The organism is Nonomuraea typhae, assembly GCF_009760925.1.
In the GTDB taxonomy this organism is placed as follows: domain Bacteria; phylum Actinomycetota; class Actinomycetes; order Streptosporangiales; family Streptosporangiaceae; genus Nonomuraea; species Nonomuraea typhae.
On record NZ_VRLV01000005.1, the window covers coordinates 62088 to 83906 of the forward strand.

20 protein-coding genes and 1 tRNA gene are annotated in these 21819 nt (G+C 71.0%); 11 read left to right on the top strand and 10 right to left on the bottom strand.

Going from position 1 to position 21819, the window contains the following annotated elements; genetic code table 11:
* Positions 1-26 precede the first annotated feature (26 nt).
* Positions 27-881, bottom strand: a complete 855-nt coding sequence (locus FVE25_RS19705; protein WP_246267204.1) for an NAD(P)-dependent oxidoreductase — start codon at positions 879-881, stop codon at positions 27-29.
* A gap of 56 nt (positions 882-937) precedes the next feature.
* Between FVE25_RS19705 and FVE25_RS19710 the strand changes: the two genes are divergently transcribed.
* On the top strand, positions 938-1273 hold the full coding sequence (locus FVE25_RS19710) for a winged helix-turn-helix transcriptional regulator (RefSeq protein ID WP_157248479.1): 336 nt from the start codon (positions 938-940) through the stop codon (positions 1271-1273).
* Here the strand turns inward: FVE25_RS19710 and FVE25_RS19715 are convergent.
* Positions 1270-2652 carry a serine hydrolase domain-containing protein gene (locus FVE25_RS19715; RefSeq protein ID WP_157248480.1) on the bottom strand — a complete coding sequence of 461 codons (1383 nt, stop codon included), beginning with the start codon at positions 2650-2652 and terminating at the stop codon, positions 1270-1272. The genes FVE25_RS19710 and FVE25_RS19715 overlap by 4 nt on opposite strands.
* Positions 2653-2743: 91 nt before the next feature.
* On the opposite strand from FVE25_RS19715, the gene FVE25_RS19720 reads away from it, so the two are divergent.
* A complete protein-coding gene (locus FVE25_RS19720) occupies positions 2744-4153 on the top strand; it encodes an MptA/MptB family glycosyltransferase (RefSeq protein WP_246267206.1) in 1410 nt (469 codons plus the stop codon).
* Here the strand turns inward: FVE25_RS19720 and FVE25_RS19725 are convergent.
* Positions 4035-6206, bottom strand: a complete 2172-nt coding sequence (locus FVE25_RS19725; RefSeq protein ID WP_157248482.1) for a hypothetical protein — start codon at positions 6204-6206, stop codon at positions 4035-4037. The two genes, FVE25_RS19720 and FVE25_RS19725, sit on opposite strands and share 119 nt — an antisense overlap.
* Positions 6207-6257: 51 nt before the next feature.
* On the opposite strand from FVE25_RS19725, the gene FVE25_RS19730 reads away from it, so the two are divergent.
* The 4 genes from FVE25_RS19730 (at position 6258) to serS (ending at position 10631) form a co-directional block, all read left to right on the top strand.
* On the top strand, positions 6258-7439 hold the full coding sequence (locus FVE25_RS19730; protein ID WP_157248483.1) for a glycosyltransferase 87 family protein: 1182 nt from the start codon (positions 6258-6260) through the stop codon (positions 7437-7439).
* A 35-nt stretch (positions 7440-7474) separates the two neighbouring features.
* Positions 7475-7879 (top strand): DUF4446 family protein, encoded by a 405-nt coding sequence (locus tag FVE25_RS19735; protein ID WP_246267207.1) that lies wholly within the window; start codon positions 7475-7477, stop codon positions 7877-7879.
* 18 nt (positions 7880-7897) lie between these two features.
* Positions 7898-8818, top strand: a complete 921-nt coding sequence (gene pheA / locus FVE25_RS19740) for a prephenate dehydratase (RefSeq protein WP_157248484.1) — start codon at positions 7898-7900, stop codon at positions 8816-8818.
* A gap of 538 nt (positions 8819-9356) precedes the next feature.
* Positions 9357-10631 (top strand): serine--tRNA ligase, encoded by a 1275-nt coding sequence (serS, locus tag FVE25_RS19745; protein ID WP_157248485.1) that lies wholly within the window; start codon positions 9357-9359, stop codon positions 10629-10631.
* Here serS and FVE25_RS19750 read toward each other — a convergent pair.
* The 3 genes from FVE25_RS19750 to FVE25_RS19760 all read right to left on the bottom strand — a co-directional run bounded on the left by FVE25_RS19750 (position 10576) and on the right by FVE25_RS19760 (position 14036).
* Entirely contained in the window at positions 10576-12006 is a 1431-nt protein-coding gene (locus FVE25_RS19750) for a hypothetical protein (protein WP_181019641.1), read from the bottom strand. The two genes, serS and FVE25_RS19750, sit on opposite strands and share 56 nt — an antisense overlap.
* The gene (locus FVE25_RS53890) at positions 12003-13412 is read right to left on the bottom strand and encodes a hypothetical protein (RefSeq protein WP_181019642.1); all 1410 of its coding nucleotides are present in this window, start codon (positions 13410-13412) and stop codon (positions 12003-12005) included. The genes FVE25_RS19750 and FVE25_RS53890 overlap by 4 nt, the downstream gene beginning before the upstream one ends.
* A gap of 81 nt (positions 13413-13493) precedes the next feature.
* Positions 13494-14036, bottom strand: coding sequence for a TetR/AcrR family transcriptional regulator (locus tag FVE25_RS19760; protein WP_157248487.1), 543 nt, complete (start codon positions 14034-14036; stop codon positions 13494-13496).
* Positions 14037-14130: 94 nt separating this feature from the next.
* Between FVE25_RS19760 and FVE25_RS19765 the strand changes: the two genes are divergently transcribed.
* Positions 14131-15276, top strand: coding sequence for an FAD-dependent oxidoreductase (locus FVE25_RS19765; protein ID WP_157248488.1), 1146 nt, complete (start codon positions 14131-14133; stop codon positions 15274-15276).
* An 82-nt stretch (positions 15277-15358) separates the two neighbouring features.
* Here the strand turns inward: FVE25_RS19765 and FVE25_RS19770 are convergent, their stop codons facing one another.
* A complete protein-coding gene (locus tag FVE25_RS19770; RefSeq protein WP_157248489.1) occupies positions 15359-15562 on the bottom strand; it encodes a cold-shock protein in 204 nt (67 codons plus the stop codon).
* A 223-nt stretch (positions 15563-15785) separates the two neighbouring features.
* On the opposite strand from FVE25_RS19770, the gene FVE25_RS19775 reads away from it, so the two are divergent.
* Positions 15786-16583 (top strand): HAD family hydrolase, encoded by a 798-nt coding sequence (locus FVE25_RS19775; protein ID WP_157248490.1) that lies wholly within the window; start codon positions 15786-15788, stop codon positions 16581-16583.
* On the opposite strand, the gene FVE25_RS19780 is transcribed toward FVE25_RS19775, so the two are convergent.
* Together FVE25_RS19780 and FVE25_RS19785 are read right to left on the bottom strand one after the other, a co-directional pair.
* A complete protein-coding gene (locus tag FVE25_RS19780) occupies positions 16574-17080 on the bottom strand; it encodes a bacterial proteasome activator family protein (RefSeq protein WP_157248491.1) in 507 nt (168 codons plus the stop codon). The genes FVE25_RS19775 and FVE25_RS19780 overlap by 10 nt on opposite strands.
* Positions 17081-17085: 5 nt before the next feature.
* Positions 17086-18042: an NAD(P)H-quinone oxidoreductase gene (locus FVE25_RS19785; RefSeq protein ID WP_157248492.1), complete on the bottom strand. Its 957-nt coding sequence runs from the start codon at positions 18040-18042 to the stop codon at positions 17086-17088.
* 114 nt (positions 18043-18156) lie between these two features.
* Between FVE25_RS19785 and FVE25_RS19790 the strand changes: the two genes are divergently transcribed.
* Positions 18157-20286: a nucleotide-binding protein gene (locus FVE25_RS19790; protein WP_246267208.1), complete on the top strand. Its 2130-nt coding sequence runs from the start codon at positions 18157-18159 to the stop codon at positions 20284-20286.
* A 154-nt stretch (positions 20287-20440) separates the two neighbouring features.
* Here FVE25_RS19790 and FVE25_RS19795 read toward each other — a convergent pair.
* Positions 20441-20530, bottom strand: a tRNA-Ser gene (locus FVE25_RS19795).
* A 58-nt stretch (positions 20531-20588) separates the two neighbouring features.
* Between FVE25_RS19795 and FVE25_RS19800 the strand changes: the two genes are divergently transcribed.
* Positions 20589-20906, top strand: coding sequence for an STAS domain-containing protein (locus tag FVE25_RS19800; RefSeq protein WP_157248493.1), 318 nt, complete (start codon positions 20589-20591; stop codon positions 20904-20906).
* Positions 20903-21805 (top strand): BtrH N-terminal domain-containing protein, encoded by a 903-nt coding sequence (locus tag FVE25_RS19805; RefSeq protein ID WP_181019643.1) that lies wholly within the window; start codon positions 20903-20905, stop codon positions 21803-21805. Before FVE25_RS19800 ends, FVE25_RS19805 begins: the two co-directional genes overlap by 4 nt.
* Positions 21806-21819 lie beyond the last annotated feature (14 nt).

Genomic DNA, 21819 nt, shown 5'->3' on the forward strand with positions numbered 1-21819 from the left:
TTCCGGTCGCGCCAACCGGTTTACGGTCAGGGCTTGCGGAGGAGTTCGACCAGGGAGGCGATGCTCTGGTCGGCTCGTCCCTCGGCGACCGCGCGGCGCAGGAGGTCGTGCATGGGCTCGTGCCAGGACACGTCCAGGCCGCCCTCCCTGCCGATCTCGTGGTCGTAGGGGATGCCCTCGTGGAAGATCCCGAGCGAGGACTCCGGGTTGGCGTAGTCGCCCGTGTCCACGGCCGCGGCCAGCGAGGGCAGCAACTGGATGATCATCTCCAGCCACTTCGCCTCGTACCGCACCAGTGAGGCGGCGGGCAGTCCCCGTGCGCTGACCAGCGCCGCGCCCTGCAGGAAGCCGAGGATGGTCGGCAGCAGCGTGCCGCCCACCGCCAGCTCGTACAACGCGGACAGATCCGGCTCCTCACCGAGGTGCACGGTGTCGCCGCCCATGACCTGCAGCGTCTCCTGGTGCCGGTCGAAAAGCGCCCGGGGGCCGCTGTAGTACAACAGCGTGTCCGGCAGGCCCACGTTCGACGGCACGTTCTTGACCGCGCCGGCCAGGAAGTCCGCGCCGCGCTCGGCCGCCCACGCCGCCGTCTCCCGCGCCCCGGCCGGGGTCCCGGTGTTCAACGTGATCAACGTACGGCCGGCCAGCGCGCCCGCCGCCGGTTCCAGCGCCTGCCTGGCGGCCTCGAAGGTGGTCAGGATCGCGATGACCAGGTCGCCGGCGGCCACCGCGTCCTCGATGCGATCCATCCGTACGGCCCCCGGCGGCGTGGGCCGGGAGGCGGAGCGGTTCCACACGGTCGTCGGGTGCCCGGCGGCGACATATGCCTTGGCCAGGGCGGTTCCGATGGCGCCCAGGCCGATGATCGTTACTGGTGTCATGCGACCATGCTGTCGAGGAAGCGCACATTTCATCAAGTACCCACTATTTTGTTAGTGTGAAGAAGTCGCGCTACACCTGCGGTCTCGACGCTGCCATGGACGTGATGGGCGGCAAGTGGAAGGTCCTCATCCTGTGGGGCCTGTATGACGGCCCGCGGCGGTTCGGGGAGCTGCGTCGCGAGGTGCCCGGCATCAGCGAGCGCATCCTCACCCTGCAGCTACGGGAAATGGACAAGGCGGGCCTGGTGTCCCGTGAGGACTTCCACCAGATCCCGCCCAGGGTCGAATATTCGCTGACCGATTTCGGCTCCTCCCTGCTCGCCGCGCTGATGCCGCTCGGGGATTGGGGCGAGGAGCACATGGCCCGCATCGAGGCCATCCCCCGCGACTAGCGGGCGCGCACCAGGTGGACGATCCGGGTCGCGGCCACCGCCACGCTCACCAGCGCCGCCGTGCCCAGCCAGACGAACAGCGCGGGCCAGGCGTAGGAGATCTGGGCCAGCGTGCCGGAGCGGTTCATCAGCAGGCCGAACAGCTCCGCCAGCCCGGCGAACAAGGCCACCGGCAGCGCGTACGGCGCCAGCCGTACCGTGACTCGCCAGAAGGAGCGGCCGGCGCGACGGCGGGCCCAGGTGCGCGCGCGGTAGAGGCCGAGGCCGCCCAGGGCCAGGGTGAGCAGGGTGAATCCGGCGAGGTACAGGTCGGCGGAGTCGGTGAAGGGGGCACCCTGCTGGTCGGGGCGGCCTTCGAGGACGTCGACGAGGCCCTCGGCGAGGATGGCGGCGTCGTCGCCGGACATCATGCCGGTGTTGGTGACGACGGCGATGCCGTACCCGCTGCCGGGGAGCACGATCTGGGCGGAGTTGTGGGTCAGCAGCCAGCCGGTGTGCCTGAGCATGGGGGCGCCGCCGGGGGTCTTGCCGGTGTACCAGCCCATGGCGTAGGCGCCGACGCCGGAGGGCTGGTGGGTGGCCTTGACCGAGGGCGCCGAGCCGTTCTGGGCGGTGAGCCAGCGGGCCATGTCGTTCGCCGTGGAGACCACGCCGTGGCTGCCGTTGACGAACCACGTGGGGTGCGCGCGCCTGACCACCTGGCCGTAGGCGCGCACGTAGCCCTCGGCGGTGCCGGGCAGCTCGCGGCTGGTGTCGACGGTGGTGGTGGCGGTCATGCCGAGCGGGCGCAAGACGCCGTCGGCCAGCTGCCGGTCGAACGGCTTGCCGCTCACGGACTCGACCAGGCGGGCCAGGATGAAGTAATTGGGGTTGTGGTAGTACATCGTGCTGCCCGGCTCCGCGCTGAGGCCGGCGGTGCGCAGCATCGCGACCGAGTCCTTGAGCGTGGCGGGGGCGTCGAGGCGCAGCTCGGGGAAGCTGCGGTCGGACATGCCCGAGGTCTGGTTGAGCAACTGCCTGACCGTGATCTTCGCGGCTCGCGGGTCGGCCATCGTGAACTCCGGCAGGTACCGCCTGACCGGGGCGTCCAGCTCGACCTTGCCCGCTTCGGCCAGGTCCATGACCGCCAGCGCGGTGAACGACTTGGACAGCGAGGCCAGCGGCATCGGGGTGTCCGCGGTGATCGCCGTGCCGTCCGAGGTGTGGCCGTAACCGGAGGCGAGGATGACCTTGTCGCCCTTGGTGACGGTGACCATCGCGCCGGGCAGGCCGGTGCGCTCCACGTAGCCCTTGACGTAGGTGTCGACGGTCTCGGTGGTGAGTCCCGCGCCGCCGGTGAGAGAGATGATGAGGGCGCTGGTCAGCGCGGTGATTGCCATGGCTAAAACGTAGAAATCCGGCAGGTCTCCCCGGATCGCCCGTTCGGCAGCCGATGCCCCCGACTTTCGTCAGGTGTGCTGAAATTTGCGGGTGACTTCCCAGAGCAGGACCCCGGGCGCGGTGGCGTCCACCGCGGCGAGCGTGTTGTCGGTCCTGCTCACCATCGTGATCGGGCTGCTCGGGCCGTCGGCCGTCGTGCCCGCTCTGGGCGGCCCCTCGGCGGGGGTGTCCCCCCACCTGGCGGTCGGGCTGGCCGCGGCCGCGATCGTGCTGGGCGGTCTCGGGCTGCTGGGCGGGCTCGTGCTCGGCTCCCGGGCGGGCGCGCGGGCCCTGGTCGCCTTCGGTGGTACGGCGGCGGCCGTGCTGGCCTTCCTGCCCCCCTCGGGCTCGGCCGACCACCTCAACTACGCGGCGTACGGCCGTATGGTCACCCTCGGCCTCAACCCCTACACCCACGGCGCCGCGGACCTGCCGGGCGACCCGATCGCCGCGGCCGTCGAGGCGCCGTGGCGGGAGGAGGCCAGCGTCTACGGGCCGGTGGCCACCGCGGTGCAGGCGCTGGCGAGCTGGATCGGCGGCGACTCGCTCCGGGTGACGATTCTCGTGCTGGCGCTGGTCAACGCCGCGGCGTTCGCCGGCACCGGGCTGCTCCTCGACCGGTTCACCCGTGACGACCCGGCGCGGCGGCTGCGGGCGGCGTTGTTGTGGACGGCCAACCCGCTGCTGATCTACCAGCTCGTCGCCGGGATGCACATCGACACGCTGGCCATCGCCTGCATGGTCGCCGCCCTGCTGGCCAGAGGGCGTCCCGCGGGATCCGGGGCGCTGCTGGGGCTCGGGGTGGCGGTCAAGCTCAACGCCGGGCTCGTGGCGCTCGGGCCCGCCTGGGAGCTGCGGCGGCGGCCGGGTCGGCTGGCGGTCATGGCGGGGGTCGCCGTGGCCGTGGTGGCCGCCGGGTACGCCCTGGCCGGGCCCGCGGCGCTGGGCCCGGTGACCAGGACCAGCAAGGCGGTCGCGCACGCCTCGTTCTGGAAGTCGTTCCAGGGGTTCCTGCAGAGCGTCGTGGGCGTCGGCAGCGCCTATCGGGCCGAGATCCAGATCGGGTCGGTGCTCGTGCTGGTGCTGCTGGCGTGGGTGATGTTCCGGGCGCTGCCGGAGCGGGACGCCCTGGCCGTGGCGGCCGTGCTCGCGGTGGCCTACGTGTTCGCCACGCCGTACATTCTGCCGTGGTACGACGGGCTGGCCTTCGCGATGCTGGCGCTGGCGGGGGCCTCGGCGGTGGACAGGTTCGCCGCGGGGCATCTGATCGTGTTGTCGCTGGCCTATCTGCCGGCGCGGGTGGAGATGCAGCCGCTCGATCTGGAGTGGCTGCGGCTCGTGGTCAGGCAGCAGGTGGCGCCATGGGCGCTGCTGGCGCTGACGCTGGGTCTGGCCGGTTGGGCGTGGACAACTGCAGCGCGCGCACGGAGGCGGCCACGACCAGCGGCACCGCGACCGTGAGCGCCATGGCCGGGATCGCGATGCCCGAGTCGTTGATCAGGAAGCCGATGAACGCGGTGGTCAGCGCGCCGAACAGGCCCGCGCGCAGAGGCGGCGTCAGCCGGTAGGCCGCCCCCAGCGCGGAGGCGCCCCAGCGGGAGGGCCGGTCCAGCACGAGGAACAGGAAGGCCAGCGCCACCAGCGAGAGCAGGGTCAGCGACCAGTTGCCGACCGTCACGCCGACCATGGCGCCGAACTTCCTGGCGACGACGGTCCACGCCTGCCCGTCCAGGATCTGCTGCACGAAGTTCCCCAGATGGGTGCGCTGCGCCGCCGGGCGCAGCCAGTCGAAGACCGCGATCGCGCCGATCAGCAGCGCGCCCACGGCGCCGACGGCGACCAGCTTGACCACCGAGACCCGGCGGCCCGACAGCAGGATGAGGAAGACGGCCAGGCCGATCACGAACGCGGGAACGCCGCCGAAGTCCGCGCCCCAGGCGGGCCAGCCGTCTGCGAAGACCGCGAACAGCCCATACGCCGCGCACACCGCCAGCATGGCCCAGGCGCGTGCCCGAAGCGCCCAGGCGACCCCGGACAACGCCAGGATCGTGCCGGTGGACTGGATGGCGAAGGCGATGTTGCTGTAGCCGTAGAAGCGGCCGCCGGTGACCGGTTCGTACCCGCTGACCGCGTTGACCTGGAGGCGGGAGCCGGTCATGACGTCGACGAGCAACGCGATCGAGGTGACGCCGGCCACGACCGTCAGGGGCCCGAGCACCGCGGACCGCCACGGCCCGGCGAACGCCAGGGCGGTGATCAGGCCCGCCGCGCCCAGGATGGTGCCGATCAGCGCCAGCATCGGCGCCGGAAGGCTCCACCACGGAACGAGCTGCGCCAGGAACGTCGAGACCGCGATGGACCCGGACAACACCGACACCACCTGGACCACGACCAGCAGCCGCGAGGTGGCGGCGTCACCCGTCGAGCGGCGGCGCCGCAGAGCGAGGGCGGCGAACAGGTAGAACAGCAGCTGCGCCACCACGAGAACGGCGAAGAACGGCCCCCTCACGTCCCGCAGCACCTGGCTGGCCAGGTCCTCGCCGGCCAGTTCGGCGACCTTCTCGCCGGTGCTCGCGGGCCCGGCGCCGTCGTCGGTCCAGGCCCGGCCGACGACCCCGCGAGGCGCCTGCAGGCCGAGGGCGGCGATGGCGGTGGCGGTCAGGTCGGTGATCGTGACGAGCGCGTCCTGGCGGGTGGAGTTCGCCGTGAGAAGCCCCGTCCGGTACGGCGGGCCGTCCGGTGAAGGGCCGGAGGCGATCGCCACGTGGAGGTGCGCGGCCGGGGAGGTATCGGAAATGCCGCCCACGAGGACCGTGGTGCCCTGCGGGACACGAGCCAGCACGCTGCCGGCCCGGCGGTCGGCGGCGGCGACGGCGGCCTTCCTGAGCTCGGCGGGCAGCGAGGCGGGCACGCCGTACTCGTCCAGCGGCTGCCGGGTCCAGGCGGTGGCCAGGTCCTCGATCCCCGCCACGACAAGGGAGTAGGGGGTCAGGTCACCCAGAGCCTCCACCTCTTCGGCATATTTCGCGACCCGTCCGCCTTTGTCCGCCGCGGCCAGCGCGGCACCCGGACCCACCGCCGCCACCTGCCCGCCGGCGTCCGTCACGAGCTGCCCCAGCGTCCCCAGCGAAGCGGAGAACCCCGTCGTGGCCTGGCGCGCCGCCAGCGCCTCCCAGCCGGGCACCCGGCCGTCGACCGGCACCGGAACCGGGGCACAACCCCGCCCCGCCGTACCGGCACGTTGCCCCGCCGACACCGTCAGCCACCCCGCGACCGGGCACGTGATGCCCCGATCCGGCGGGGGCACCGCCCGGGTGGACATCGACGCCGAACCACCCCGGCCCACCAGCGTCCACAGGTTGGGGGTGGTGGCGGCGTCCAGGTCACCCCACTCCAGACCGGGCACGCCGATCAGGACCACCCGGCCACGCGGCGCGGCGGCAGCCGTACCGGAACCGAGGACGCCCGCCAGCACCACGCCCAGCAGGAGAACGGCCAGGAACCGACGAGCCATCAACGCAACCCCCGTCCTCGATCGACTGCAGCCACGGTACTGTGCCAGACCGTGACAGGTGGCAAGCGGCAATGGCAGGCGTGGCTGCTGGCGGCGGCGATCGTCGCGCTGGCGGCGTGGCCGCTGGTCGAGTTCTGGCTGACCAACCCGGACGACCAGCGGCTGGTCGACCTCGACGTCTACCGCTCCGGCGGGCAGGTGCTGCGCGAAGGACGGCCGCTCTACGACTACTTCACCCCGGCGCCGCAACTGCTGCCGTTCACCTACCCGCCGATCGCCGGGCTGCTGGCGATGCCGCTGGCGGTCATGTCGTGGACCACCGCCCAATGGGTGTGGACGATCGGCGTCTTCGCGGCGCTGGCCGTGGCCGTCTGGTTCTCCTTCCGGCAGGCGGCGGTGGACAGGAAGCCGCTGCTGTTCGCGCTGGCCATGGTCTGCTGCACCTACCTCATGCCCATCCGGGACCAGGTGCGCTTCGGGCAGGTGGACATCCTGCTCGTGGCGTTGTGCGTGGCCGACATCCTGGCGGTCAAGCCCCGATGGCCGCGTGGCTTCCTCATCGGCCTGGCCACCGCGGTCAAACTGACGCCCGGCGTCTTCCTCATCTACCTGCTGGTCACCCGGCAGTGGCGGACGTTCTGGATGGCCGTCACGGTCACCGCCGCGCTCACCCTGCTGCCGTTCGCCGTCATCCCGCAGGACGCCTTCGCCTTCTGGTTCGAGGCCCTGCTCGACCCCAACCGCCTCGGCGCCAACGCCGCGACCACCAACCAGTCGGTGCGCGGCATGCTCATCCGCCTGTATCTCCCGGACCTGCTGACGTCCGCGCTCTGGCTGGCGATCGTCGCGGCCATCGGCTGGTACGGCTTCCGCGGCGCCTACCGGGCCTACCAGGCGAAGGACCACGTCACCGCGGTCGCCCTCGTCGGCCTGATGGCGGTGCTGCTCTCGCCCGTGGCCTGGATCCACCACCTGGCCTGGGTCGTCGTGGTCCTCGGCGCCGTCGTCGGCGACGCCCGCGACCGGGTCAGGCTGTGGGTCGCGGCCGGGGTCTGGCTGTACTATGTCGTGCCGATCCCCTGGTGGGGGGTGTCGCTGAAGGCCCTGGAGATCCCGGTGATCAGCCCGGTGCTCGGCAAGATCGTGCAGAACGGCTACGGGCTCGGCGCCATCGTGCTCGTCTGGCTTCTGGCCTCATGGTTGCCCAAACGCCGCACGACCTTGACCAACTGATTACCCTGGGTGTTGTGCTCGTTACCGTATGGGTCATGATCGGTGTCCTCGCCGGCGTCAGCGGGGTCGTCATCGGCTACGTCGCCCTCAAACAGGCCAGGCTGGCCGTCCAGGACTGCCAGCAGATGCTCGCCCGGCAGGCCGCCGTCAGCAGCACCACCGGCGGCGACCTCAAGGCCATCCGCGACGTCGCCGTCTACCGCTACGACGCCCTCGAGGAGATGACCGGCCGCCTGTCCTTCTCCATCGCCATGATCAACGCACTGGGCGACGGCCTCGTCCTCACCTCGATCAACGGCCGCTCGGAAACCCGCACCTACGTACGCCCGGTCGTGGGCGGCAAAGGCCAGACCCCGCTGTCCCCCGAAGAGGAGGAGGCGGTGCGCGCCGCCAGACTCGGACTCGGCCCCGAGATCGAACCGCAGGTGGCACGCCGCTGACCTGGTTACCCTGGAAGCATGCCCAGACTCGCCTATCTCGGACCTGAGGGCACCTTCACCGAGGAAGCCCTGCGGCTCATGGAGCCCGGCGCCGAACGCCTGCCCTGCGCCACCGTCGGTGCCGCCCTGAACGCCGTCCGGTCCGGTGAGGCCGACGGCGCGGTCGTGCCCCTGGAAAACTCCCTCGAAGGCGGCATCACCACCACCCTCGACGAGTTCGCCTGGGGCGAGCCGCTGCTGATCACCGCCGAGCTGCTGCTGCCCGTGCGCTTCTCGCTGCTCGCCCGCCCGGACACCGAGCTGGTGCACATCAAGCGCGTCTACTCCCACCCGGCCGCCATCACCCAGTGCCGCGGCTTCGTCAACCGCGAACTCCCCGACGCCGTGGTGGTCTCCGCGCCGTCCACAGCCGCCGCGGCCCAGGAAGTCTCGCTGCCCGGCTCGCCGTACGACGCCGCGATCGCCGCCCGCATCGCCGGCGAACACTACGGCCTGGTGGAAATCGCCGCCAACATCGGCGACCGCACCGACACGATGACCCGCTTCGTCCGCGTGTCCCGCCCCGGCCCGCTGCCCGAACCCACCGGCTCCGACCGCACCACCCTGGTCGTGTTCCTGGCCGACGACCACCCGGGCGCGCTGCTGGAGATGCTGACGGAGTTCTCGGTGCGCGGGGTGAACCTGACCCGCATCGAATCCCGCCCCACCGGCGACGGGATCGGGCGCTACTTCTTCCACTTCGACTTCGAGGGGCACGTGGCCGACGCCCGCGTGGGAGAGGCCATCTCGGGGCTGCACCGGATCTGCGGGGAGGTGCGCTTCCTGGGCAGCTATCCGCGGGCGGACGGAGTTTCACCCCAGATCAAACCGGCCACAACCGACGGCGCGTTCACAGAGGCCACCGACTGGCTCACCCGCATCCGCCAGGGCCAGCCGTAGCGTAGCGCAGCGCAGCGGAGCGTTATGGGGTTCTCTTACGGCCGGCCACCTCGCGTCGAGTGCTTCTCTTACGGCAGGCCGCCCCCACGCCACCCGCCGACGCTGGTTTCCGCCGATCGGGGGGATCGCTTCTCACGTCGGACGTGGTCCCCGCCGTCACGGCCCGCGTTGACCCCGGCCAACGCCTCCCCGCCATGGCCAACGCCTCCCCGCCATGGCCAACGCCTCCCCGCCAGGCGGCGCCGGGAGCACTGGTGTTCCGTGGGCTTCGGCGCCTTCAGCGGTGGGCAAGATGGGGCCACGGTGCGGGGTCAAGGTGGGCCGTTGCGGTGGGGCATGTGTCCGACGTGAGAAGCGACCCCCACGATCGGCGCCCGCCCACGGCGGCGGGTGGCGTGGGGGCGGCCTGCCGTAACCAGGCACACCCACAACGGCGGCCCGCGGATCGGCGGCGAGTGGATCGGCGGCGAGTGGATCGGCGGCGGGGGGTCTGGAAAAGTCAAAACGATTCGTCTGCTGATACGGGTAGCCTTGGCGTGTGATTGACCTGCGGATGCTTCGTGAGGATCCTGCGCGGCTGCGTGCGTCGCAGCGGGCCCGGGGTGAGGACGACTCGATCGTTGACAAGCTGCTCGACCTCGACGAGCGCCGGCGCTCCGCGCTGACCTCGTTCGAGACCATGCGGGCCGAGCAGAAGTCCATGGGCAAGTCCGTCTCCCGGGCGCAGGGCGAGGAGAAGCAGGCGCTGCTCCAGCGGGCCAAGGAGTTGGCCGCGCAGGTCAAGGCGGCCGAGGCCGAGGCCGAGCAGCTCGGCGGGGAGCTGGACGAGCTGGCCCACTCGGTGCCGAACATCGTCGAGGAGGCGGCGCCGCACGGAGGCGAGGACGACTACGTCGTGCTCGAGACCGTGGGGGAGCCGCGGCAGTTCGACTTCGAGCCCAAGGACCATCTGGAGCTCGGCGAGGCCCTGGACGCGATCGACATGGAGCGCGGGGCCAAGGTTTCGGGGTCGCGGTTCTTCTTCCTCAAGGGGCTCGGGGCCAGGCTTCAGCTCGCGCTGCTCAACATGGGCATGCAGCACGCGATCGAGGCCGGGTTCGTGCCGATGATCACGCCCGTGCTGGTGCGGCCGGAGACCATGGCGGGCACCGGGTTCCACGTCGCGCACGACAAGGAGATCTACCGGCTGCCCGACGACGACCTCTATCTCGTGGGCACGTCCGAGGTGTCGCTGGCCGGGTACCACGCCAACGAGATCCTGGACGCCGGTGAGCTGCCGCTGCGGTACGCGGGGTGGTCGTCGTGCTTCCGGCGCGAGGCCGGGTCCTATGGCAAGGACACGCGTGGGATCATCCGGGTGCACCAGTTCGACAAGGTGGAGATGTTCTCCTATGTCCGGCCGGAGGACGCCGAGGCCGAGCACCAGCGGCTGCTGGCCTGGGAGAAGGACATGCTGGCCAAGATCGAGGTCCCTTACCGCATCATCGACACGGCGGCGGGCGACCTGGGCATGTCGGCGGCGCGCAAGTTCGACTGCGAGGCGTGGATCCCGACCCAGGGCCGCTACCGCGAGCTGACCTCGACCTCCAACTGCACCGAGTTCCAGTCGCGCCGCCTGGCGGTCCGCTTCCGGGACAAGGACGGCAAGCCGCAGCACGTGGCCACGCTCAACGGCACCCTGGCCACGACCCGCTGGATCGTCGCGATCCTGGAGAACCACCAGCAGGCCGACGGTTCGGTGGTGGTGCCCAAGGCGCTCAGGCCCTACCTGGGGCTGGACGTCCTGGAGCCGGTGCGGCGTTCCGCCGGATGACCGTCAGCCCGGCCGCGCCGGTCCCGAGGCCGTAGAGGGCGGCCAGGACCAGCGCGGTCCGGTAGTCGTCGGGCCGGCCCAGGGTCCAGCCGTGGAAGGGCAGCGCGAGCCCGGCCGTGACCAGCACGGCCACCCACAGCACCCGCCGGAGCGCCTCAGCCCCGAGGCGCTCTCGCCGGGCCGCCGACAGCACGCTGACCAGCGTGCCGAGGACGAGAACGCCACCGGTGACCTGGAACGCCGCCTGGGTCATGTCGGCCGAGCGGATGAGGGTGTCGTAGCCGTACCACTCCTCGAACCGCCACGGCAGCAGCAGAACCACCCCGATCAGCGCCAAGCCGAGCACCAGGACGCCGGACCGCCGGCGCCCGGGCATGGCCAGCAGGAGCCCGGCGACCAGGATCCAGAACCCGCCCAGGACGGCCACCCGCAGCTCGTCGCCGATGTGCAAGCCCATGCCGGTCACGCTGGAGGCCGCGCTCGTGGACAACCCGCCGTCGGGGGTGAAGCCGTGGCGTCGCCATGTTCCGGCGGTGTCGCGTACGGCGACGCCGTCCCGGCCGTTGGCGACGACCACGACGTGGCCCTCCGGCCGTTCCTGGACGGCGAGGGCGTGCGAGCGCAGGCGGGGAGTGGGGTGCTCGGGGTCGGCCAGGGCGCGGCGCACCCACTCCGTGCGACCCGGTGACAGCTCCCAGGAGGTCGCCCAGGTGGCGCCCGAGTCGTCGGACTGGAGCACCTTCAGCCGGTCGGGCGCGATCCTGTAGCACCGCCGGGCGACGCAGGCGAGGGTCTGCGGCTTCCCGGGAGCCTTGGCCGCGGGGCCGCTCCCAAGGGCCCAGGTCCGCCCGCCGTCCGCCGAGGAGGCGGTCGTGAAGTACCCCTCGACCACCACGTGCCCGTCGGTGACATAGACGACGTCGGCACTGGGCGGACCGGGCACGGGCGAGGTCGCCCCCACAGCCAGTACGGCCAGCGGCACGCCTGTCATGATCCGCCACTGCCGTGTCACCTGGTGGCTGTGGTTTCTGATCCACCAGGCGAGGGCGAGGGCGGGCAGGGCGAGGAGGTCGGTGGGGTCGGCCAGGATGCGGGAGGGGCCGGCGATGAGGGTCCAGGCTTGGGAGGCTGCTTCGGCGCCGGTCTGGGTGGTTTTGGCGAGGGTGAACAGGGTGCCGGTGAGCAGGGTGGCGGTCAGGTCGGCCCGTCGCAGGAGGAGCAGGGAGAGCAGGGCGGGGGCGACGAGGAGTCCGGCGACGTCGCTCAGTTTGCCGGTGACGAACCCGGGCCACGCCTGCTTGAGGACATGGTCGTTGACGAGCAGTACCAGGGTGGCCGCCAAGGTTGCCGGGTGGCACAACCAGGCGTATTTCATGCTCTGTCCCGGTGGCGTGTGCTGCTCCAGATCCAGGTCAGTCCCAGTGCCGTGATCGTCAGGGTGAAGAAGACGGCCAGGCCGAGCGCGGTGCCGTACCTGTCCGGCCAGCCGACGCTCCAGCCGCGGAACGGCAGCGTGATCCCGAGCGCCACCAGCACCCCGACGCCCAGGACGCGCCACGTGGCGCTGGCGCCGATCTTCGCCACCCCGGCCGCGATGGCCGCGGCGATGAGGGCGCCGATCAGGGATCCGATGGCGAGCGGCCACAGCAGGAGGTGCACACCCCCGGACGCGTAGAAGGTCGGCAGGGAGAAGACCGCGCCCACCAGGCCGATGCCCGGGACCAGCCAGCGCAGGACCCGCGTGCGGGCGGCGATCGTGAGCCCGGCGATGATGACGAACAGCCCGCCCAGCACGCCGGCGGCCAGTTCCTCCGCCACGTAGTCGCCGCCGTCCAGTGACGTCGCCTGAGAGGTGAGCAGGGCGCTGCCGTCGCCGGTGTAGCCGTAGCGGGTCCACGTGCCGTCCTCGTCGCGTACGGCGATGCCGTCCCGCCCGTTGGCCACGACGACCACGTGACCGCGCGGCGTGGCCTGGACCGCCAAGGAGAGCGAGGCGGGGCGGGAGCCGTAGGCACGCTCCAGCACTTCCATGCGGCCGGGGGAGATCTCCCATTCCGTGGCCCAGGTCACCCCGGCGTCGTCGGACTTCAGGACCTTGAGTGCGCCTCCTGGTAGCTGGTAGCACCGTTGCGGCTGCCTGGGCACGCAACCGGAGCGCTGGCCGGCGGGCTCCGGAGCGGGGTCGCCGCTTGCGGAGGGGTGAGGCGTGGGGAGCTCGCTGCCGGGTTCGTACGGCACCCAGGTGCGGCCGCCGTCCGTGGAGCGCAGTTCGCCGGGCATGCCCGAGTCGTAGACGACGAAGGCGCCAGCCTCGACACGGACGGTCTTCGCCCTAGGCGGGCCGGCGTCGGCGCCGGTGGCGGCCACGGCCAGGACGGCGAGGGGGACGCCGATCGCGATCTGCCACCGGCGTTTCACCTGGTGGCTGTGGTTTCTGATCCACCAGGCGAGGGCGAGGGCGGGCAGGGCGAGGAGGTCGGTGGGGTCGGCCAGGATGCGGGAGGGGCCGGCGATGAGGGTCCAGGCTTGGGAGGCTGCTTCGGCGCCGGTCTGGGTGGTTTTGGCGAGGGTGAACAGGGTGCCGGTGAGCAGGGTGGCGGTCAGGTCGGCCCGTCGCAGGAGGAGCAGGGAGAGCAGGGCGGGGGCGACGAGGAGTCCGGCGACGTCGCTCAGTTTGCCGGTGACGAACCCGGGCCACGCCTGCTTGAGGACATGGTCGTTGACGAACAACAGCAGGGCCGCGAACACGGTCGCGGGGTGGCACAGCCACGCGTACCTCATGTCTTCATCGACGGGGGGAGGCTCGCCGGCGTTCGGGGGGTGGGGGATTTCGCGTCCCACTCGTGATCATTGCGTGATGCGTCACTCGCAGATGTAGCGCTGGACGGTCGGGGCGACCCAGTCGATGACGTCTTCTCGGGACATTGCCACGATCGGGGGGAATTTCAGGATGTAGCGGGCCAGTGCCAGGCCCAGGATCTGGGCAGCCGCCAGGCCGGCCCGCGCGGGCGCCTCCTGTGGCCCGCTCAGCGTGGCGATGGCCGGGGCGAGCTGGGTGGCGAAGACGGAGCGCATGCGCTCGGCCGCCGCCTCGTTGGTCACGCCGGTGCGCAGGAGCACCTGGAGGCCCTCGTTGTGCTCCCAGAGGTCCAGGAAGTGGCTGACGAGGGCGACGCCGATCTGGTCGCGCGGCCCAGCGGCGAAGTCCGGAAATTTCAGGTCTATCTGGGCGGCGGCGGCGAACAGCTTCTCCTTGTTGCCGAAGTAGCGCATCACCATGGCCGGATCGATCCCGGCGTCACCGGCGATTGACCGGATCGTGGCCTTCTCGTAGCCATCGGCGGCGAACCGCTCCCTTGCCGCCGCCAGGATGACCGCCTTGGTGTCCGCGGAGCTCCTTCTCATGTCAACGATTGTAGGCCAACAAGTGTTGACATAGCCAGCGGACTCGGACCACACTGATGCCAACAAGCGTTGACATGAAGACGAGGAGAACGACATGCTCCCCACCGCCACCGACGTCCTGGTCATCGGAGCCGGCCCCACCGGCCTCACCGTGGCGATCTCCCTGGCGCAGAAGGGCGCCGACGTGACCGTCGTGGACAACCAGGCCGCGGGCGACAACACCTCGCGGGCCGCCGTGGTCCACGCCCGCACCCTGGAGCAGCTGGCGCCGCTGGGCGTGAGCGAGCGGCTGGCCGGGCGCGGGATCCACGCCAAGCGCTTCACGATCAGGGACCGCGACCGCGTGCTGGTGCCGGTGCCGTTCGGGAACCTGCCGACGGACTACCCCTACACGCTGATGATCTCCCAGGCGGAGACCGAGCGGACCCTGCTCGACCGCCTCACCGCCCTGGGCGGCCGGGTGGCCAGGCCGTACACGCTCGAAGGTCTCACCCAGGACGGCGAGGGCGCGACCGCGACCTTCACCGACGGCTCCGTCGTGCGGGCCCGCTACGTGGTGGGCGCCGACGGCATGCACAGCACGGTCCGCGAGCAGGCCGGGATCGGCTTCAGCGGCGCCTCCTACCCGGAGTCGTTCTCGCTGGCGGATGTACGGCTGAGCGGCGGCGTGCCCCGCGAGGAGGTGGTCCTCTACTTCGCCCCGGCCGGGCTGGTCGTGGTGGCCCCGCTGCCCGACGGGAGCTTCCGGATCGTGGCCACGGTCGACGACGCGCCCCAGGAGCCGGACGTGGCCTACGTGCAGCGGCTGCTGGACGAGCGCGGGCCGCAGCGCGAGCGGGCGGTCGTCAGCGAAGTGGTGTGGGGCTCGCGGTTCCGCGTCCACCACCGGGTGGCCGACGCCTACCGGGCCGGGCGCGTGGTGCTGGCCGGGGACGCCGCGCACGTCCACAGCCCGGCGGGCGGGCAGGGGATGAACACCGGGATCCAGGACGCCGTGGCCCTGGGGGAGGCGCTGGCCGAGACGCTCGCGACAGGGGACGAGGTGCCGCTGGACGCCTACGCCGCGGGCCGGCGTCCGGTCGCGCAGCAGGTGGTGGCCTTCGCCGGGCGGCTCACCAGGCTGGCCAACATGAGCCGGGCCCTGCGGCCGGTCAGGAACGTGGTGCTCCGGGCGCTGGCCGTGCTGCCGCCCTTCAAGCGGGCGCTGGCCTGGCGGCTGTCGGGGCTGGTCTACCGGTGAACGGGCCCTCGCAGGACGCCCGGGACAGCAAAAGGACGAGGTCCGCTGGAAGCGAACCCCGCCCTATCTCGCTAACTACAGGTCAGATGGCGCGGACTGCAGAGGCCTGCGGCCCCTTCTGGCCCTGCGTGATCTCGAACTCGACCCGCTGGCCGTCTTCGAGGCTGCGGTAGCCGTTGCCCTGGATCTCGGAGAAGTGCACGAACACGTCCGGTGCACCGCCGTCCGGAGCGATGAAGCCGAAGCCCTTTTCAGCGTTGAACCACTTGACGGTTCCCTGAGCCATAAAAGCTCTCCCTCAGGATGTGAATCTATGGGACCCACACCTCGTGGGTCCCGGTGTGTCGTACAGCAGCAACCCGGGGTGGCTCAGACAAAGTCATGCTGGTTTTCACTACGGGATCAGCTAATACAACGCCACCTCATCTAACACCATTCCGCACCCTTGGTGTTCCCGTCCCTAGGAAGATTTCTGGTGGACGGCATCACCGGGCAAACTGGAACCCGTTATGAACAGCCCTCGCCTTGTGGCAACGGACCTGGATGGGACCGCCTTGCGCTCCGACGGATCCGTCTCGTCGCGCACCGCCGCGGCCTTCGCCAGAGTGGAAAAATCCGGAGCGGTGCTGGTCCTCGTCACGGGACGGCCGCCTCGGTGGATGCGGGAGGTGGCCGAGGCCATCGGGCACCGCGGTTTGGCGATCTGCGCAAACGGAGCACTCGTCTACGATCTTCACACCGAACAGATTGTTGAATCTCACCTCATCCAGGCCGAGGTGGTGGCCGAGGTCGTGGATCAGCTAAGAGCGAACATCCCCGGACTGGCCTTTTCGGTCGAGTACGAAGGCGGTTTTGCGCACGAGTCAGATTTCCGGCTCGGTGGGCTGGACCGCCGAGCGGGCGTGGGATCGGGAGTCGCCCCGGGCGCGCTCGTCGCGCGGCCGTGCGCCAAGCTGCTCGCCCTGCATCAGGAGATGGACGCCGGCGGGCTGCACGGCATCGTGCACGACCTCGTGGGGCATCTGGTGACCGCCACGTACTCCAGCGGCCGGGCGCTGATCGAGATGAGCGCCCACGGCATCACGAAGGCCACCGCGCTGGCCGGGCTGGCCGCGCGGCACGGCATCGGGCCCGAGGAGGCGGTGGCGTTCGGTGACATGCCGAACGACCTGCCCATGCTCGCCTGGGCGGGCAGGTCGTACGCGGTGGCCAACGCCCATCCGGACGTCCTGGCCGTCGTCGGTCAGCTGACCGCGGCCAACGACGACGACGGCGTGGCCCGTGTGCTCGAGGAGCTCTACAGGTAGGGGCCGGAGCCGCCGGGCTGCTGGCCCTCCTGCGGGACCCCGGGCAGCGCCCTGCGCATCTGCTCCAGCTGGGCCCTGGCCGCCATCTGCTGGGCGAACAACGTCGTCTGGATGCCGTGGAACAGCCCCTCCAGCCAGCCGACCAGCTGGGCGTGGGCGATGCGCAACTCGGCGTCGCTGGGCGGGGCGCCGTTGTCGTCGGTGAACGGCAGCGACAACCGCTCCAGCTCGTCGACCAGCTCCGGGGCGAGGCCGTCCTCGAGCTCCTTTATGGAGGACTGGTGGATCTCCTTCAACCGCTTGCGGCTGGCCTCGTCGAGGGGAGCGGCGCGAACCTCTTCGAGGAGCTGGCGGATCATGCTGCCGATGCGCATCACCTTGGCGGGCTGCTCGACCAGGCTCGCGACCGAACGCTCTTCCTCACCGTCGCCCTGTTGTCCCTGGAAGTCGGGCCCGACCACCACGATGTGGGGGGTGTTGTTCTCCTCAGCATTCATAGGTCTCACCGTACTAGCAGGATCTTGCCGACGTGTTCCCCCGAATCGAGCATTTCGTGCGCCCGGGCGGCCTCGGCCAGGGGTACCTCGGCGTAGATCACCGGGCTGACCGCACCGGCGCTGAGCAGCGGCCACACGTTGTCGACGGCACCGCGCACGATGACGCCCTTCTCGTCCGCGGGCCGGGAGCGGAGGGTGGTGCCGTGGACCGCCGCGCGCTTGTTGAGCAGCATGCGCAGGTCGAGCTCGGCCGAGGTGCCGCCCTGGAGTCCGATCACCACGAGCCGCCCGCCCGTCCGCAAAGCTTTGATATTTCTAGACAGGTACTTTGCGCCCATGATGTCCAGGATGACGTCGGCCTCCGCCTTCTCCGCGAAGTCCTCTTCCCGGTAGTTGATGACCTCGTCGGCGCCCAGCTCCCGCAGCCGCTCCAGCTTCTCCGCCGTCCCGGCCGTCGCGATCACCCGCGAGCCGAACGCCTTCGCGAGCTGGATCGCCATCGTCCCCACGCCGCTGGCCCCGCCGTGCACCAGCAGCGTCTCCTGACGCCGCAGCCGGGCGGTCATGAACACGTTCGACCACACCGTGCAGACCACCTCGGGCAGCGCCGCCGCCGCGGCCAGGGAGACGTTCTCCGGCACAGGCATCACCTGCTGCCACGGCACTGTCACCTGTTCGGCATATCCACCGCCGCCCAGGAGCGCGCAGACTCGGTCGCCGACCTTGAAGTGCTCCACGTCAGCGCCCACCTCGGCCACCACGCCGGAGCATTCGAGCCCCGGATAGGCCGAGTCGCCTGGAGGAGGGTTGTAGAAGCCGAGACGCTGCAGCACGTCAGCCCGGTTGACCGCGGACGCGGCCACGTCGATGAGCACTTCCCCCCGGTCAGGACGGAGATCGGGCACCTCACGCCACTCCAGAACCTCCGGCCCGCCGATCTTGGAGATCACTATCGCTCGCATGCTCACCAACCTAGCCGGGCAGGGAAGTTGAGGGTTGCCGCCGTCCGAGGGAACTCTTGACGTTAACCTGCAATGTATTTGCTGCCCCTTTAGACCCACCCGAGGGGGAACACGGTGGCAAGGCACGATCGCGAAGAATCGCTAGAAGAGCAGCTGGCCTGGCTCGACGCCATCAAGGAGACGGAAGAGACGCCGGTAGGCGTCAGCGCCACCGCCGAGACCGCGGCTTCGCCGTACCCGAAGGACCCGTGGCTGTCGGTGCCGTCCGCCCAGGAGACGCCCACGCCGCCGCTGTTCCGCGCCGCCGTCGACTCCGTGTACGGCCCGGCCGCCGCGGAGGAACTGCCCGCGACCGAGACCGAGGCCGCCGAATGGCTGGGCGAAGAGGCCACCACCGAGCCTCCGGCGCCCTCCGGTGACGACGACGAGGCCGAGAGCTTCCTGGCCCCGCTCAAGCCGCTGCCGCGGCCGGACGACACCGACGCCGCCTTCAAGCTCCCGCCGATCCCCGACGAGACGCCCAAGCCCGCCCCCAAGGGGGAGTACGTCGAGGCCGACACCGAGCCGGACAACGCCTGGCCGAAGCCGGCCGAGTGGTCGCGGTCCGCGTTCGACCTGCCCAAGAGCAGCGACTTTTCGCAGACCATCGACCTGCCCGAGGCACCCTTCGGGCCCGTGGCAGAGGCGCCGCCGGCGGCCGGGGCGGATGACGAGGAGGAGCGGCTGCAGAAGCGGTTCGAGGCGTTCAAGCCGGACTGGGAGCCGCGCAACGACCTGTTCGACGATGCGGCCAAGCGTGCTTACGGGCCCGGCACGGGGCCTGCCCCCGAGCACGAGCCCACCGATCGCGGGACCGCCGAGCGCGGGGTCGCCGATCGTGGGGTCGCCGAGCGCGGAACCGCCGAGCGCGCGGCCGCTGAGCGCGGGCCTGCCGGTCGGGGAGTTGCCGATCGTGGGGCCCCGGATCGTGGCACCGGGGATCGGGCGGCCGATGAGCGTCCGCTGGGTGAGCGCCCCTTCGCCGAGCGTCCCTTCGGGGAGGGCGCCTTCAGCGAGCGTCCGCTGGGTGAGCGCACGGGCGGCTCAGGTGCTTCGGGTACTTCAGGTGCTTCGGGTGCTTCAGGTGCTTTTGGCGACGAGCGTCCGTTCGCCAAGGACGCCTTCACCGACCCCGAGCCCCCGCCCGCCCCCGCACCGGCGTACACCGAGCCCGCCCCGGCCGAGCGGCCGCGTCGCAGGTCGGCCGCGCCCATTCCGGTCTTCACCGCCCCACCCCGCCCGCCGGTCAGCGGCAAGCCCACCGCCGACAGCCTCGACCCCGAGTCACTGCTGCGCGGGCGCCGCAACGCCCCGTCGAAGGGCTGGCGCAGGCTGGTGTACAAGGCGTCGGGCGGCTGGATCAAGCCGGGCGAACCCGCGGAGGTACGGCGCCGCCGCGAGCTGCTCAACCGGGCCAGGACGCCGGTCGCCACCGGTCACCACCGCGTCGCCGTACTCAGCCTCAAGGGCGGGGTCGGCAAGACCACGACCACGGTCGGGCTCGGCGCGACGCTGGCGCAGGTGCGCGGCGACCGGGTGATCGCCGTGGACGCCAACCCCGACCGCGGCACCCTGTCCGACAAGCTGGAGCTGGAGACCTCGGCGACCGTGCGCGACCTGCTGAACGAGCGCGCCCAGGTCAAGAGGTACGTGGACATCAGGGCCTTCACCTCGCAGGCGCCCTCGCGGCTGGAGGTGCTGGCCTCCGACCGTGACCCGTCGGTCTCCGAGGCGTTCTCCGGCGAGGACTACCAGGCCGCCGCCCAGGTGCTGGAGAACTTCTACTCGATCTGCATCACCGACTGCGGCACCGGCCTGCTCCACTCGGCCATGGGCGGCGTCCTGGGCCTGGCCGACCAGATCGTGCTGGTCAGCTCGCCCTCCGTGGACGGCGCCAGGGCGGCCTCGGCGACGCTCGACTGGCTGGAGGCGCACCACTACGGCAACTTGGTCAGGGAGGCCACCGTGGTGCTGTGCAGCGTACGGCCGCGCTCGAAGTCGGCGGTGGACATCAAGAAGCTGGAGGCCCACTTCGCCGCCCGGTGCCGGGCGGTGATCCGCGTGCCGTACGACCCGCACCTCGAGGAGGGCGCCGAGATCGACCTGGACCGGCTGCAGGAGGCGACCAGGGAGTCCTACCTCCAGCTCGCGGCCTGCATCGGCGACGGCTTCGCCGGGCCCGCGCAGCCCTCGAACTCCTTCTGAGCGGACGTGAACGCCTTCCTCGCGAGCGTGATCGCGGTCGCGGGGAACGCGCGGAGGCGGACCGGCTCCAGGCGCTGGTCCTGCCGGCGATCGCCCGGATCCGGTTGCTCCGAACCGACGCCAAGCTCGCCGCCGGGCAGGTGACCTGGGTGGTTGGCGGAGGGTGTGGGATTCGAACCCACGAGACCATCGCTGGCCTGGCCGCTTTCAAGGCGGCTGCACTCGTCCACTATGCGAACCCTCCAGTGCGCACACCACCTTAGCGGCTGTTCCGGTCCCGGTGCTCGGGGTACGTTCGGGAGGTGGATCTCAAGGTTGAGGTCGAACACGCTGGCAAAGCCGTGCTGGTGCGGCTCGAAGGGGATCTCGACAAGCTGACAGCCCCTCGGCTGAGAGGGCTTCTGGTGGAGCTCGCGACGGCAGGTCCCCACGAGCTCGTGGTCGATGTGACGGCGCTCGACTTCTGCGACTCCAGCGGGTTATGGGTGCTGGTGGAGCACCATCGCCGGCTCAGCACGCTGGGTGGGACGATGCGGTTGTCCGGTGTCCACGGGATCCTGCAGCGCGTGCTCGAGGTCACCGGTCTCAAGGCCGTCTTCTACCCGGTGAGGTCACCATGACCGTCCATCACGAATCCGCTCTCCTGCGCCGTGTGGTCGGCGGGGAGCTGTCCGAGGCCATGTGGTTCGGGCTGGGCGGCGGGATCGGCTTCATGTACTTCGTGTTCGAGTACACGGGGCAGCCGGCGCACCTGTCGGTGATCGCGCAGGCGCATCCCGAGCCGATGGTCGCGCGGGCGCTGGATCGGGCCGGCGTGCCGCACGAGTTCCGGCGGACGGGCTCGGTCAAGGTGGCCGAGCGCACTCTGCGGGCGGCGCTGGAGGCGGGGCACCTGGTGATCTGCCGGGTGGACCGGCACCGGCTGCCGTGGCGGCCGGACTTCCCCTTCCCGGAGCCCGTCGACGTGGCCGTCCTGGGGATTTCCGGTGATCTGGTGGAGCTCGACCAGGGGTCTCTGCCGTTGGAGGCGTTCCTGGCCGCCTGGTCGGGGGCCAAGAAGGAGAAGCACCAGCTCATCGAGATCCTTGGAGACGCCGGCGGGTGGCCTGACGTGGCCGGGGCGGTCAAGGAGACGGCGGCACGGCTGACCGGGCCGGTGCTGGGCAACAACTTCGACGTCAACTTCGGGCTGTCGGGGATGCGGAAGCTGGCCGAGCAGCTCCGGGACACGACGACCAAGCAGGGGTGGGCCAGGAGGTTCCCGGATCCGGCGGTGGCGCTGGATCGGCTGGCCGTGTGCCTGGACGAGGAGTACACGGCTCCGGCGGCGTCCCGGCCGTTGTTCAGCGACTTCCTGGCTGAGGTGGGGAACGCTCCGGCTTCCCGGATTTATCGGGCGGCGGGGGATATATGGGCGGATGTCGTGAGTGCGGCCCGTGCCCACGAGGCGTTCCCCCGCGTCGGTGACCTGGTGGCCGCCGCCGTACTGGAGGAGGAGCGCGGCGTCACGCACCTCTAGCGGGGAGATCGGCT